A 15,398-nucleotide genomic window follows, 5' to 3' on the forward strand; every position below is an offset into this window, starting at 1 on the left:
TCAATCGCCATAAATCCTATTCTCCAAAACTTTGTCATAACTGAAATCTTCTAATTTTAAAAAGTAATCAGCTGTATCAACAAGGGCATTCAAAGGTACCAACCCAACTATTTCACTTCCAACAACGTTCACTCCATACCTGTTCGCTTCATTTTCTATCACCTGAAATACCCTGTACAAAGGTGTTTTTGTGTAATCAACCATATTCATGGAAACTTGGACTATATTTCTTTCTTTCAATTCAAAACCCAACGCTTTACAATATTTAAATCCTCCACTTTTACCTCTCACAGCTTGGGCTATCTTTTTTGCAATGTCTATGTTGTTGGTATTTAGGTTCACGTTGAAAGCTATCAAAGGCATCCTTGCCCCCACGGCGGTAACTCCTGCACTTTCATGCGGTTTATCTGGGCCAAAATCTGGTTTGAACGCTTCTTGTTTTAACTTCTCAAACATTCCTTCGAACTCGCCTTTTCTTATAACAGCTAAATCCTCTCTTTCAGGTCGGCTGGCTGATTTTTCATACAATATTACGGGGATATTCAACTCTTCTCCTATTCTTTTTGCCAATTTTTTAGAGTACTCTACACACTCTTGCATCGATATGTTTTTAATTGGAATGAGCGGTATGACGTCTGTAGCCCCCATTCTTGGATGTTCACCTTTGTGGGTTCTCAAATCTATCAATTCAGCCGCTTTTTTACAAGCGTTAAAAGCTGCTTCTATTACTTGATCTGGTTCCCCCACAAAAGTAACTACGCTTCTGTTGTGGTCTCTGTCCATAGAGTAATCTAATAATTTTACTCCTTCTTGTTTTCTTATTTCATCTACAATACGCTCTAATTTTTCTTTATCTCTTCCTTCACTGAAATTTGGAACACATTCTACAATTTTGTTCAAAGTATCTACCTCCTAACCCTGATAATATTTATCAACTAAATCTTTTACCATATTTTCATCAGCAATGTACGGTAAAGTTATGTGGTCTGTATTTTTGTTTTCTTTGTTGTACTCTATGGATGTTTCTATAGAAGCTTCATTCCTAGCCCATGATCGTCTGGCAACCCCAACCATAACATCCCATGGAATTGCGTCCTTTATTATTTCATCCACCCTTTCGCTTCCATCCAGAACCAAGCCAAAGCCACCGTTAATGGCTTTACCGATACCAACTCCACCTCCGTTGTGTAATGTTACCAAACTCATTCCCCTTGCTATATTTCCAGCGAAATCATGGGTTGCCATATCAGCCATTATATTACTCCCATCTTTTATATTCGCTGTTTCTCTAAAAGGAGAGTCAGCTCCGCCTGCATCGTGATGATCCCTTCCAAGCATAATGGGACCAACTTCCCCTTTTCTAACCATTTCATTGAATTTAAGGGCTATCTTCATCCTTCCCATAGCATCCTGATAAAGAATTCGTGCTTGAGTACCAACAACAAGATTGTTTTTATCTGCATCCCTAATCCATATGTAGTTGTCTCTATCCTGGCCCCTTCTATTGGGATCTATGCATTCCATCGCTGCTTTGTCCGTTTTCAATAGATCTTCCCTTTTTCCACTTAAACATACCCATCTGAAAGGTCCATAACCATAGTCGAATATTAATGGCCCCATTATATCTTCCACATACGAGGGAAATATGAACCCTTCGCTTTCATCTAACCCATTTTTTGCTATTTCTTTCACTCCTGCATCAAAAACCGCCTTCATGAAACTATTCCCATAGTCAAAAAAGTAGGTTCCCCTTTCAACCATTGTTTTTATAAGCTCGAAATGTCTTCTCAATGAATTGTTGACTAATTCAACAAATCTCTCTTTATTTGTTTCTAAGAGGTGATTCTTCTCTTCATGAGTCAAGCCTTGCGGGCAGTACCCTCCCTCGTAGGCGGCGTGACAAGACGTCTGATCTGATAGCAAATCTACCTTTATACCTTTCTTTACAATGTATTCCAATAGATCTACAATATTACCATAATAACCTATGGAAATGGATTCTTTTCTATTTAGATGATCGAAGGCTATTTCAAAAACTTCGTCCAAATCTTTGCTGTAAGTTTTTAGCCAACCTTGGTTGAGCCTTGTTTGAATTCTGGAATAATCTACTTCTGCAATTATCCCAACCCCTCTTGCAATTTCTATTGCTTTTGCCTGAGCACCGCTCATTCCACCTAAACCTGAACTAACAAACAAACGTCCTCTTAGATCACTATCTTGTGGTATCCCTAATTTCAACCTTCCAGCGTTCAACAAGGTATTGTAAGTGCCATGAACGATACCTTGAGGTCCTATATACATCCAACCTCCTGCAGTCATTTGCCCGTAGTTGGCAACACCCATAGCTTGTGCCTTAATCCAATGTTCTTGGTCATCGAACATCCCAACCATCAAGGCGTTTGTTATTATCACTCGTGGACTATTTGGAGTTGATCTGAACAATCCTAGGGGATGTCCTGAAGCTACAACTAAGGTTTGTTCTCTTGTAAGTTCTTCTAGGTATTTTTTAATCAACCTGTACTGCATCCAATTTTGACAAACTTGACCGGTTTCACCATAGGTTACCAGTTCATAAGGATACAAAGCGACATCGAAATCCAAGTTGTTGTCGATCATGACCTGAAATGCCTTTCCTTCAATACATTTACCCTTGTACATATCTATAGGTTTTGCTTTAATGTTGCCCTCAGGCCTATACCTGTATCCATAAATTCTACCTCGAGTAAACAACTCTTGCAGAAATTCTGGAGCCAATTTTTCATGCAAATTTTCTGGTACGTACCTTAAGGCGTTTGCAAGGGCTAATTCAACTTCTCTTTTTGATAAGTTCAAAGGCCTTTTAGGTGCCCTTCTTATGCCTTCTATGAATTTGGGCATACTAGGAAGTTCATCAACCAACTTAATGGACATTGCGTTAGAAATATCGATATTGTTCACCATGATAATTTCTCCTTTCTTTAAAATAATTTACCAATTACTTTTTCCACTTCTTTAACGATTATGCCAGATTTTAATATGTCTTCACATTTATCTATCACTTCGTACATTGCTCTGTCTTCGTTTATCTTTGGTACTTTATCTCTTACTATATCATAAACTATCTTTGAACCTTTTCCTAAACCTTTATTCCCTCGTAAATCTATGGCTTGGCAAGCACACATCATTTCCATAGCTAATACTTTTTGGACGTTGTTTAGAATATTTTTCGCCTTCCTCGCTGAGATTGTACCCATAGAAACGTGATCTTCTTGGTTTGCAGAAGAAGGAATCGAGTCAACACTTGCAGGATGAGCTAAGACTTTGTTTTCTGAAACCAACGAAGCAGCTGAATATTGAACCAGCATAAAACCAGAATTCAAGCCACTTTCTTCTATCAAAAAAGGAGCTAACCCACTCAATTTAGGGTTAACAAGCCTTTCTATTCGTCTTTCTGATATATTTGCAATTTCAGACAAAGCAATCGCCAAAAAGTCCATGCCCAATGCAATTGGTTGGCCGTGAAAATTCCCCGCGGATATTGCTTCTTCTTCTTTTGAAAATATCAAAGGATTATCGGTTGCTGCATTCATCTCTTTCACGATGATATCTTCTACATAATTTACCGCATCACGTGAAGCACCGTGAACCTGCGGGATACATCTCAAGGAATAAGCATCTTGAACACGTAATACCCCTTGATGAGACACCATTTTACTACCTTCAAGTATTTTCCTTAAATTATTAGCGGACCCAATTTGCCCTTTATGAGGTCTTAGATTGTGTACCCTGTCATCAAAAGCCTCGATGACACCGTTCAGCGCCTCAAAACTCAACGATGAAATTATGTCTGCTGTTTTTAAAAGTTCTATGCTATCGTATATCGATAATGCACCTATAGCCGTCATAACTTGTGTTCCATTTATCAAAGCGAGACCTTCCTTGGCAACAAGATTTATCGTATCTATTCCCGCCAACTTCATCGCTTCTTTTCCATTTAACCGTTTGCCCTCGTAATAAGCTTCTCCTTCTCCTATCATCGGTAAAACCATATGGGCTAAAGGAGCAAGATCACCACTGGCTCCTAAAGATCCTTTTTCTGGTATTATTGGGTGAACCTTCTTGTTGATCATATCAATCAGAGTTTGTATGGTGGATAACCTTATTCCAGAAAAACCTTTGACCAAAGAATTCGCACGAAGCAACATAATCGCTCTAACAGTTTCTATATCCAAAGGATCCCCAATTCCGCATGCATGGCTTCTGATCAGATTCTTTTGTAATTTCTCTGTTTTATCGTTCGAAATGAAAACATTACAGAGTTCTCCAAAGCCAGTAGTTATACCATATATGACTTTTTCCTCTTCTGCAAACTTTTCTACAATTTTTCTGGAGTTCTCAATGTTCTCAAGGACAGATTTATCGATAGCCACTTCGTAATAATGTCTAGCTACATTAATCACATCTTCCAAACTCAGATGTTCGCCGTCTATATAGACCTTTTTCAAATATAAGACCTCTCTTTCGATTAAGCAAAAACTTCACATCTTCTAACAAAATTATAACACCGTGAAAAAAATTTCTCACTTTTAAATAGAGCTGATTAATGTCGATTAAAAACAATCTAAGTCGATTAAACAAGAAAATCTAATGAAATCTTACAAAACAATTTTTAACAAAATTCAAGAAAAACTAAGAAAAAGCTTCCTAATCGCAAATAATTGCTCGTAATTGCTCCTAATATTAGTTGATTGGATAAACTTACTATTGACAATGATAAATAGAATATTTTAAAATGGAAGTAGTTAGATGCAGTTTTTACCATTAGTACTAATGGTAAAAAAACAAAAAAAGAGGAGGTTAGTAAAATGAAGAAAGTTCTTTTGGTTTTTCTGGTGTTTTTATTAACATTTGGTGGTGCTTTATTTGCAAAGGATGAGGTGTTGATTGGGCTTTCTGTTGCTAATTTGCAACTTGAAAGGTGGCAAAAAGATAGAGATATTTTTGTTGAAACTGCTGAGAAACTTGGTGCAAAGGTTATTGTACAATCGGCCAATAATGATGATTTATTGCAAGTTTCTCAGGTTGAAAACATGATGAATCAAGGAGCTGATGTTTTAGTTATCATTGCACATGATGGTTATATTATGGGAAGTGTGGTTGAAGAGGCTCACGCTAACGGAATTCCAGTAATTGCGTATGATCGTCTTTTAATGGAATGTGATTTAGATTATTACATTACTTTCGACCCAATAAGAATTGGAGAAATTCAAGCACAGTACTTGGTTGATAGGAAACCAGAAGGTAATTATTTCTTGTTGGGAGGGTCTCCAACAGATATGAATGCGCATTTTGTTAGAGAAGGTCAAATGAACGTTCTTCAGCCATATATTGATAGTGGGGCGATAAAAATAGTAGGAGATCAATGGGCAAAAGACTGGTCAATGCAAGAAGCTATGAAGATTGTAGAAAATGCTTTAACCGCTACTCAAAATCAGATTGATGCAATTGTTGCTTCCAACGATAGTACAGCTGGAGGGGCGGTAGAAGCGTTAAAGGAACAAGGACTAGCGGGAAAAGTTTTAGTATCTGGACAAGACGCAGACCTGGTTGCCTGCCAGAGAGTAGTTGAAGGTACACAAACAGTGACCGTCTATAAACCTATAAAGGATATCGCCACAATGGCTGCTATTATGGCTGTTTCAGCTGCTAAGGATATTCATATTGTAACAAATGGATCAATTAACAATGAGTATAAGGAGGTTCCTACTTTCTTCTTGGAGCCTATCCCTGTTGATAAAACTAATATAGTAGAAACGGTTATAAAGGATGGTTTCCAAAGGTTAGAAGATGTATATAAAAATGTTCCCAAATCTCAATGGCCGAAAGTGGATTAAACAGAACTTTGAATATTGGGTTAGGGGTCAATCCCTAACCCTTCAGTCTCATTTTTATAACACATAACAATTGAGGTGATTAAATGGCCGCTCTTTTAGAATTGAAAAACATATCAAAAGAGTTTCCAGGGGTAAAAGCCCTTGAAAATATCAATTTAAAAATTGAGGAAAATACAATCCATGCTATTTGTGGAGAAAACGGAGCAGGAAAGTCTACTTTGATAAGTATATTAGGTGGAATATATCCATTGGGAACCTATGAAGGTGAAATTTATCTACATGGAGAAAGGGTGAAATTTAGAAATCCAAAAGAAGCAGAAGAAGCAGGAATCGCTGTTGTTCACCAGGAATTGAGCCTATTTGACGAATTAAATATCGTTGAAAACATCTTTATGGGTAAAGCTATTGTAAGAGGAGTTTCAATAGATTGGAATGAAATGATCAAGGAAGCTAAGGAATGGTTAAAAAAATTGAAGATGGAGAATGAAAATGTTCTTAATAAAGTAAAATACTTAGGTTCTGCAAAACAACAGTTAATTGAAATTGCTAAAGCCTTAGTTAAAAATTGTAATATTTTGATTTTGGATGAACCTACTTCATCTTTAACAGAAAATGAAACAAAGATATTGTTTGCTATTTTAAAAGAGTTGAAATCTGAAGGGGTTACGTCTATTTATATTTCACATAAGCTTGACGAAATTTTTGAGTTAGCTGATACTGTCAGCGTTCTAAGAGATGGCAAATTAATTGACACAAGGCCCATTGGTGAAGTAAAAGAAAGTGATCTCATAAAAATGATGGTGGGGAGAGAAATAAATCAAATGTTTCCCAAAAGACGTTATATTCCAAACGAAATAGTATTTGAAGTGAGTGATTATACGCTTTTTGAGGATTACGATTCTCAAAGAAAAGTTGTTGAAAATATTAGTTTTCACCTTAGAAAAGGAGAAATATTAGGTCTGTTTGGATTAGTCGGTGCGGGTAGAACAGAATTAATGACTAGCATAATAGGATTCAATTCGAGTAATAAAAGTGGAAAGGTATTTTTGAATTCCAAAGAATTAGAAATAAGTTCACCAAGGCAAGCGTTAGAACTCGGAATAGCTTATTTATCTGAAAATAGGAAAAATTTGGGGATATTTCCCAATCTATCTGTAAGGCAAAACCTTTCAATTACTTTCATTAAATCGTTTGGTAGTTATTTTAAAATATCTGAAGAAGACGAAATAGTAGAAGCTCTTAGAATGATCAAACAACTAAATATTAAAACTTCTTCTCCAGAAACAAATATTACTACTTTGAGTGGAGGTAATCAACAGAAGGTTTTACTAGGTAGAAATTTGATAAGAACACCAAAAATATTGATTATGGATGAACCTACAAAAGGAATAGATGTTGGAGCTAAGCAAGAAATATATTCATTAATGAATGATTTAGCATCTCAAGGTATTTCAATAATTATGATATCTTCTGAATTACCAGAAATAATAGGTATGAGCGATAGAGTTATAGTTATGCATGAAGGTAAATTTATGGGAGAATTAGAAAATATCAACCACAATTTAACCCAAGAAGAAGTTATGTACCTTGCCACTGGGACTAAAGGAGGAGAGGTGTTTTGAAAAGGGGAAAGATTAGTTTAAATTTAAGTTTAAGATCGTACATGATGATAATAGCTCTAATAGTAATTTGGGTATTTTTTACCATCTTGACCGAAGGTTCTTTTTTAAGTGCTAGGAATATTTCTAATTTATTCAGACAATCAGTATTTTTATCAGTATTAGCAATGGGTATGGTTTTTGTTATAATATTGGGGCAAATAGATCTTTCGGTTGGCTCTATTGTAGGACTAACTGGGGGTATTGTAGCAATTTTGCATGTGTGGAACGGAATGGATCCTTTTATTTCTATCCTCATTACTTTAGGTATTGGACTTCTTATAGGTCTATGGAATGGATATTGGGTAGCTTACCGAGGAGTTCCAGCCTTTGTTGTTACATTAGGTGGCATGCTCATTTTCAGGGGAATTCTATTAGGAATTACAAAAGGTACTACTATTGGTCCAATGAGAGGTTTTTTTGAATTTTTGGGAAAAGGTTATCTATCAAACATTGTAGGGATAATAATAGGAGTTATCGGTGCTATTCTCATAATACTAGCAGAACTTAATTCATGGAAGAAGAAAAAATCTCATGGATTAAATGCTCCCTCTTTGAGAGTAGAATTTTTAAAATTATTGGCTTATATTTTATTAATAACCATTTTTATTGTAATTTTCAATTCTTATCGAGGAGTTCCTTTTCCTGTTTTAATAGCTGTTATTCTTTTAATATTCTTCACTTATATTTCTCAAAATACAGTTTTTGGAAGATATATATATGCAATTGGCGGTAATAGTCAGGCTGCAACTTTATCTGGAATAAACGTAAAAAAGATTACACTTATAGTTTTTATGATTAATGGACTATTAGCAGCTTTTGCAGGCATTTTTTTAACTTCTCGACTTAATGCGGCGGCTGTTTCGGGTGGAGAAGGAGCTGAGTTAGATACTATAGCTGCTTGTGTTATAGGTGGTACAAGCTTAATGGGAGGAATAGGTACTGTTGTTGGTGCAGTAATTGGAGCAATTGTAATGGCAAGTCTAGACAATGGAATGAGTCTTATGAATGTCCCGGTTTTTTGGCAGTCTATAATAAAAGGTTTAGTATTAATATTTGCGGTATGGTTTGATGTTGCAAGTAAAAAGAAAGAGGCTTAAATATGTACAAAAAAACTTACAGGAGGTCTTAAAATGACAGAATACTTCAAAGATATTAAAAAGGTTGAGTATGTTGGTAAGGAATCAAAGGATCCGTTAGCTTTTCACTATTATGATCCCAAGAGAAAAATTGGTAATAAAACTATGGAAGAACATCTGAGATTTTCTGTGGCCTACTGGCACACTTTCACCGCAGAAGGAAGGGACATGTTCGGTATAGAAAGTGCCAGCAGAGAGTGGAATAAGTTTTCAGATTCTTTAGATAAAGCTTACGCAAGATGTGATGCAGCATTTGAGTTCATGAGCAAATTAGGGGTTAAATATTTTTGTACCCATGACAGAGACTTAGTTGATGAACAAGAAACGTTGAGAGAAACAAATAAGTTATTAGACAAAGTAGTAGAAAGAATAAAAGAAAGAATGAAAGAAACAGGTATAAAGCTTCTTTGGGGAACAGCGAATCTTTTCACTCATCCAAGGTTTATGCAAGGTGCAGCAACGTCTTGTGATGCAGATGTATATGCTTATGCCGCTGCACAGGTGAAAAAGGCACTTGAGATTACTAAGGAATTAAATGGTGAAAATTATGTTTTTGGGGTGGAAGAGAAGGATATGAAACCCTTTTAAACACTAATATGGAGTTGGAATTGAACAATTTGGCTAATTTTTTACACATGGCTGTAGATTACGCCAAAGAAATTGGTTTTGATGGCCAATTTTTGATAGAACCCAAACCAAAAGAGCCCACAAAACATCAATATGATTTTGATGTTGCGAACTCTTATGCATTTTTACAAAAGTACGATCTTGATAAGTATTTCAAGTTCAATATAGAAGCAAATCATGCCACTCTTGCTGGTCATACTTTTCAGCATGAATTAAGGTATGCAAGGATAAATAATATATTGGGAAGCGTTGATGCTAACATGGGTGATCTATTGTTGGGATGGGATACAGATCAATTCCCAACAAACGTATTTGAAAACGTTTTGGCAATGTATGAAATACTTAAGAATGGAGGAATAGCTCCGGGTGGTTTGAACTTTGACTCACATGTTAGAAGACCTTCTTACGAAAATATTGATCTGTTTTACGCTCATATAGCAGGAATGGATGCATTTGCGTTAGGATTGATATTAGCCAATAAGATTTTAGAAGACAAAGTTTTGGAAGACTTTGTAGAAAAAAGGTATAATAGTTTTAATGAAGGAATGGGTAAAAAGATAGTGGATGGACGAACTAATTTCAAAGAACTCGAAGAGTATGTACTAGATAAAAAAGTGGGAGTACCAAAATCTGGAAGACAAGAATATTTGGAAAACTTATTAAATTTGTATATCTACGAATAGACAATAAATCAGGAGGCTTTGTTTTGAAGATAAAGAAAATCAATGCAGAAAGAATGGGATATTCAAACAAATTAATGGTTTTCAATTTGATCAGATATTATTCTGGAATCTCAAGAAATGAGATTTCTAAGCTTACAGGTTTGGATAAAAGTACTGTGACAAAGATTACGTATGATTTGATTTCTAAAAACTTAATAGAAGAAGGAGATAGAAAATCTTCTAAAGGGGTTGGAAGAAAACCTATAAAACTGGAAGCAGCGAAAGGCGTTGCTGCTTCCATTATCGTTAAGGTTGGAGTTGAAAAAACAGTCGTAGGTCTTGGATATATGAACAATTCAATAAATAAGATTGTTGAATTTGAAACCCCAAAAAATTTTAATGTTTTTATTGGTAAATTAGCTGTTGAGATAAAAAGAATATATGAAAATGCTAATGGGAATAATATAGTAGGCCTTTCTTTTTCTTTTCCAGGAATGATTGATAGGAAAAACTTGATTATCGAATACGTACCTCATTTTAATTGGAGTGAGATCGATCTTAAAGCAGCTCTTTTAAAGGAACTACCCAAATGTGACAAACCAATTTTCGCTGCAAATGAGGCAAAGTTAGCTCTACAAGCAGAGATGTATTTTAACAAGAATATTGCCAACCTAAACAACGGAGTCTATGTTTTCATATCTCAGGGGATAGGAGGAGCTTTGCTTATAGATGGTCAAATTCATTTGGGACCTAATTTCACAGCAGGTGAATTTGGTCACATGAGCATCGATGAAGATGGAGAAAAATGTTTTTGCAATAATCAAGGATGTTGGGAAACGTTTGCCTCAATTGATACAGTTTCTAAGATATATGAATACAGCAATGGGCGATTGGAAGGCAACAATTACGAAGAAAAATTTAGAAATCTTCTTATAAAAGCCCAGAAGAAGGAAGGAAACGCCGATGAAATAATTAAACAGATGTTATATTATTTGGGAGTAGGGACGGTTAATTTAATAAATATCTTAAATCCTGAGTTTGTAATTTTTGGGGGGTATGGGTATCTTTTCCCGGATGAGTATTTCACAGAGATTGAAAATATTATAAAGACTCGAGCTCTGAAGCCAACCTTAAAATCTTTAAAAAAGCCCTTGAGACCTGTTTTTGATATAGAAACAGCATGTTTGACGGGGGCAAATTTAAGGGTGATGGATGATTTTGCAGAAAAAGCTGTAATTTAGAATGAGGTGATAAGTTTGCATAAGTACTTAGGAATTGACGTTGGGACAACTGGATTGAAGGGTTTAGTAGTATCTGAAGAAGGAGAAGTTTTGGATAGTTATTCCTATCCATTAGAAATGAAAGTTCCCAAACCTGCATGGGCTGAACAAGACCCTGAAGATTGGTGGATTGGTGTATACGAAATATTAAAAAAAGTTTCCAGAACGCATCAAATAGATGTAATAGGGTTTTCCGGACAAATGCATAGCTTGGTGGTTTTGGATGAAAATAATAAACCTATTAGGCCAGCAATCCTTTGGTGTGATCAAAGGACCACTCCCCAGTGTAAAAAAGCTACAGAAGTTTTTGGTGGTGAAGAAAAGGTTATCTCCAAAATAGGGAATCCCTTTTTGGAAGGTTTCACTTTCCCAAAAATACTGTGGTTAAAAGAAAATGAAGGAGAGAATTTTAAAAAAATAAAGAAGATTCTTCTACCTAAGGATTATATTGTTTTTAAGTTAACGGGTAGTATTGGTATAGATTATTCGGATGCTTCTGGAACAGCATGTTTTAATGTAAAAACAAATTATTGGGATGAAGATATATTTGAAACTTTTGGCATTAATATGGATATAATGCCTGAATTGTATCCTTCTTATGGGATTCGAGGCGAATTAAAAGAAAGCTTGCAAAATGAATTGGGATGGAGGAACACAAAAGTCGTTTCTGGAGGAGCAGATAATGCATCAGCTGCATTTGGAATAGGTATATCAAAAGTGGGAGAGTCGATGGTTAGTATCGGAACTTCAGGCACTGTTTTAACCCTCACTGAAAAAAAAGTTCCTGATTTATCTGGAAAAATACATTACTTTAACTATGTAATACAAGATAAATATTACTACATGGGAGTAATGCTTTCAGCCGCTCATTCTCTAAATTGGGTAAAGAATCGATTTTTTCCCAGTTCAGATTGGGCAGAAATAGAAGAAAGAACAAACCAATCAGTCCCTGGTTCAAACGGTATTATTTTTCTTCCTTATTTAAACGGAGAAAGAACCCCGCATAGAGATCCTAACGCAAGAGGCGTTTTCTTTGGGATTTCTTCTTTGAATACTGAAAATGACATACTAAGGGCAACTATGGAAGGTATAACCTTTGGCCTTAGGGATTCTTTTGAACTTATAAAAGAAAAAACAGAGATAAAAGATATTAGAATAGTTGGAGGAGGGGCCAAAAACAAAGCATGGGCAAAGATAGTTGCAACAAACTTCAAAATGCCTGTTAAAATGCCTGAAATTGATGAAGGTGGTGCTTATGGAGCAGCTATGTTGGCTGCAGTGGGAGATGGCCAAAAGCTTGAAGATGTTTTAAAATGGGTAAAATTTAAAGAAGTTATTGAACCTGATTATCAAGATACCAAGATTTACGATGATTATTATGAGACTTACAAGAATTTGTATAAATCGTTGAAGGGAAATTTCGAAGAGTTGGCAAAAATTCAAAAATGATATATAAAAAGAGCGGCTTTAGCCGCTTTTAAAATTGTTAATTTAATTCCGACTTTTTTTGTGATATAATTAGTATGGATCATTAAACAATGATGGTTACTGGGGAAAAGGGAAAAGAACTTTTATCCTTATGGGCGGGCTGCGGGGCGAAGGGGCGCTAAAGATAGTAAAATTAATCACTTTGAGGGGGTATTAAAAAAATTGAAAGTATTGTTTATGAACAAGTTAAACTCGTATTGGAGAGAAAAAATTAGTGAATTGAAGAAATTATTTCCCAACGATGAATTTTTAGATAGTGATGAAATCAGCAATATTGAAGATGCAATGGAAGTTGCAGATGCAATAGTGTTTGGTGGAGACTTGGACGAGAACGTCTTGGGAAAATCAAAGAATTTGAAAATAATTTTTGTTCCCTATGCTGGAGTGAACCAATTACCTTTAGAAATACTTAAAGAAAAAGGCATTAGCGTTGCAAATAGTCATGGTAATGCGAGAATAGTTGCAGAAAGGGCTTTTACTCTTGCTTTAGCTCTTCTTGGAAAAATTGTACCTTATCATAACGATTTAAAAGAAGGAATTTGGCATGGATTTAGTGCCGGAGAAAGCGTTAAAGATTCATGGGTATCTATTCAGAACAAAAGTTGTGCAATATTGGGGTTAGGCAATATAGGAAAAAATCTTGCACAAATGCTTAAAACCTTTGACTGTAAAATTGTTGGTTATAAAAGAAACGCAAATATAGATATTGAAAATGTGGATGAGATTAGTTCCAATTTAGATTATGTAATAGAAAAAAGTGAAATTGTATTCGTAACTTTGCCCTTGACGAAATATACAAAAGGTCTTATCGACGAAAAGGTGTTTAATAAGATGACTGGCAAATACATAATAAATGTTGGAAGAGGTGATGTTATAGATCAAAAGGCACTATACGAGGCTTTGAAATCTAAAAAATTAGCTGGAGCCGCTATAGATGTTTGGTACAATTATCCTTCCAAAGAAAAGCCATCGATCTTGCCAGCTAATTACCCAGTTCATACCTTTGATAACGTTGTTTTGTCTCCACATGTTGGAGGCTATAACACTGAAGCTACAAAGTACAGTATCGATGAAACTGTAGAAAATATAAAAAGTTTTCTAAAAGATGGTACGGCAAAAGACTTAATTGATTTAGAATTTGGATACTGAATTTAAAGAATTGCAAGCAGAAGAGCTCCGATAAAAAATAAGATTTTTAATATATCTGAAGCCTTAGAATAAAAAGAGATGTTATCGTTTGGATTGACAAAAAAGATTCCCGTTTTTTCTTCTTTGGATTCAAATATGTTGGTAATTCTTCCATATTTGTCGATTGAGCCGGTTAAGCCTGTATTTGAAACCTGGATGAAATCTCTTCTCGTTTCTACTGCTCTAAAAACGCCCTGACTGAAGTGTTGAAACAGGCCTGTTTTCGAATTAAACCAACCGTCGTTAGATATTGCAATCAATAAATTTGCTCCATTCTTAGCTTGATTAATTGCGACTTCCGGGAAATAGGTTTCAAAACATATTTGTACTCCAATATCAGTTTCGTTCAATGAAAAGGTTAGGTAATCTTCCCCAGGGGTATAATAGTTTAATAATCTAAAAACATCAAAGTTTCCAAATATAGTTTCATACGGTAAAAATTCGGCAAATGGTGTTAATTTAACCTTATCGTAGATACCCTCAATACTCCCATGTGGGTTATACACCCAGGCAGAGTTAAAATGGTTATCGTTTCCTATCCTTGGGTGTCCTAATATTACAGGTTTGTATAAGTTTTGAATGTCTCTTACCATTTGACTTTCTATTTCTGATTTTGAGATGTCTTCAAGAAAAGTTGATTCTGGAAAAACTACTACATCCACATCCCTATTTTTAAATTCTTCGATATTCTTAGAAAAAGTTGAATAATCTTGTATTGGATTTGAGGAGTATTTTATCTCTTGAGGAACATTCGTTTGAACGACTCCAACTTTTATGGAATCGTTTGTGCCATTAATGGGAGGTAGATACCTCACTATAGCAAAGTTAGAAATGTATATAGTAGTAAATATAGCAAGAATTTTAAATACCTTATCACGTGAATTATCGAAAGCAATCAGGGCATTGACAAAAACTATGATAAAAGTTAGACCAAAAGACCCTATAATTGAGGCAATTTGTATTATCCCTGTATGATCGTAAAGGGCGTAGGATAAATTTCCTCCCATAAAAGCCAAATCTCCAAAACCCCTCAAAATTTCCGCAACAGTGTAGGCAAAAGAATAGAAAAAAACCAAAGAAAGATAATTGTATTGCCTATCTTTTCGATGGTAAAGTTCTGATAACAGCCAAATGATGAGGTAAGGTATCATTAAAAGTATTATCATTCCAACGTATCCAAAAAAACCTACTATTGAAGAATAATTTTTTAAAATTTGGGGTATATTTTTAGACAAAGTAGGAAGCAGCCACCAAAGAGTAGTTACAAGCATGGAAGAGGAATATATTATCGTATGAAGTAATCTTTCATAATGAGTTTTTGATCTGGCTATGTTTCTAAGAAAGAAAACCAATGAAAACCAGATGAAAAAAGAAAATAAATTACCCGGCATAGCCAAACCGGTTAAAACACCTGAAATTAAAGTAAGTAGATATTTCATATATACCCCCATGGATTATATTTTGAAAATCTTGTTTCTTGTAT

10 protein-coding genes and 1 pseudogene are annotated in these 15,398 nt (G+C 35.1%); 7 read left to right on the forward strand and 4 right to left on the reverse strand.

Translation table 11 applies throughout. The features are described 5' to 3' along the window. From ftcD to hutH, 3 genes are read right to left on the reverse strand one after another with little or no spacing between them, the layout of a single operon-like run. On the reverse strand, positions 1 to 900 hold the full coding sequence (ftcD, locus tag NAAC61_RS03045) for a glutamate formimidoyltransferase (RefSeq protein ID WP_103065147.1): 900 nt from the start codon (positions 898 to 900) through the stop codon (positions 1 to 3). A gap of 12 nt (positions 901 to 912) precedes the next feature. Then, the gene (locus tag NAAC61_RS03050) at positions 913 to 2,940 is read right to left on the reverse strand and encodes a urocanate hydratase (RefSeq protein ID WP_103065146.1); all 2,028 of its coding nucleotides are present in this window, start codon (positions 2,938 to 2,940) and stop codon (positions 913 to 915) included. Positions 2,941 to 2,957: 17 nt separating this feature from the next. Next, on the reverse strand, positions 2,958 to 4,484 hold the full coding sequence (hutH, locus tag NAAC61_RS03055; protein WP_103065145.1) for a histidine ammonia-lyase: 1,527 nt from the start codon (positions 4,482 to 4,484) through the stop codon (positions 2,958 to 2,960). Positions 4,485 to 4,844: 360 nt separating this feature from the next. On the opposite strand from hutH, the gene xylF reads away from it, so the two are divergent. The 7 genes and pseudogenes from xylF (at position 4,845) to NAAC61_RS03090 (ending at position 13,876) form a co-directional block, all read left to right on the forward strand. After that, entirely contained in the window at positions 4,845 to 5,873 is a 1,029-nt protein-coding gene (gene xylF, locus NAAC61_RS03060; protein ID WP_103065144.1) for a D-xylose ABC transporter substrate-binding protein, read from the forward strand. 83 nt (positions 5,874 to 5,956) lie between these two features. After that, positions 5,957 to 7,495, forward strand: coding sequence for a sugar ABC transporter ATP-binding protein (locus NAAC61_RS03065; RefSeq protein WP_103065143.1), 1,539 nt, complete (start codon positions 5,957 to 5,959; stop codon positions 7,493 to 7,495). Positions 7,496 to 7,536: 41 nt separating this feature from the next. Then, complete coding sequence (locus tag NAAC61_RS03070; RefSeq protein ID WP_103065186.1) at positions 7,537 to 8,631, forward strand: sugar ABC transporter permease; 1,095 nt, start codon at positions 7,537 to 7,539, stop codon at positions 8,629 to 8,631. A gap of 33 nt (positions 8,632 to 8,664) precedes the next feature. After that, positions 8,665 to 9,980 (forward strand): annotated as a pseudogene (xylA, locus tag NAAC61_RS11315) (xylose isomerase). Between the two features lie 23 nt (positions 9,981 to 10,003). Next, positions 10,004 to 11,200 carry an ROK family transcriptional regulator gene (locus NAAC61_RS03080; protein ID WP_103065141.1) on the forward strand — a complete coding sequence of 399 codons (1,197 nt, stop codon included), beginning with the start codon at positions 10,004 to 10,006 and terminating at the stop codon, positions 11,198 to 11,200. Positions 11,201 to 11,215: 15 nt separating this feature from the next. After that, on the forward strand, positions 11,216 to 12,688 hold the full coding sequence (gene xylB, locus NAAC61_RS03085) for a xylulokinase (RefSeq protein WP_103065140.1): 1,473 nt from the start codon (positions 11,216 to 11,218) through the stop codon (positions 12,686 to 12,688). Between the two features lie 201 nt (positions 12,689 to 12,889). Next, positions 12,890 to 13,876, forward strand: coding sequence for a 2-hydroxyacid dehydrogenase (locus NAAC61_RS03090; RefSeq protein WP_103065388.1), 987 nt, complete (start codon positions 12,890 to 12,892; stop codon positions 13,874 to 13,876). A gap of 2 nt (positions 13,877 to 13,878) precedes the next feature. Here NAAC61_RS03090 and lnt read toward each other — a convergent pair whose 3' ends face one another. Next, on the reverse strand, positions 13,879 to 15,354 hold the full coding sequence (gene lnt / locus NAAC61_RS03095) for an apolipoprotein N-acyltransferase (RefSeq protein ID WP_158245205.1): 1,476 nt from the start codon (positions 15,352 to 15,354) through the stop codon (positions 13,879 to 13,881). Between the last annotated feature and the right edge of the window lie 44 nt (positions 15,355 to 15,398).

The organism is Petrotoga sp. 8T1HF07.NaAc.6.1 (genome assembly GCF_016772115.1).
Classification (GTDB): Bacteria; Thermotogota; Thermotogae; order Petrotogales; family Petrotogaceae; genus Petrotoga; species Petrotoga mobilis.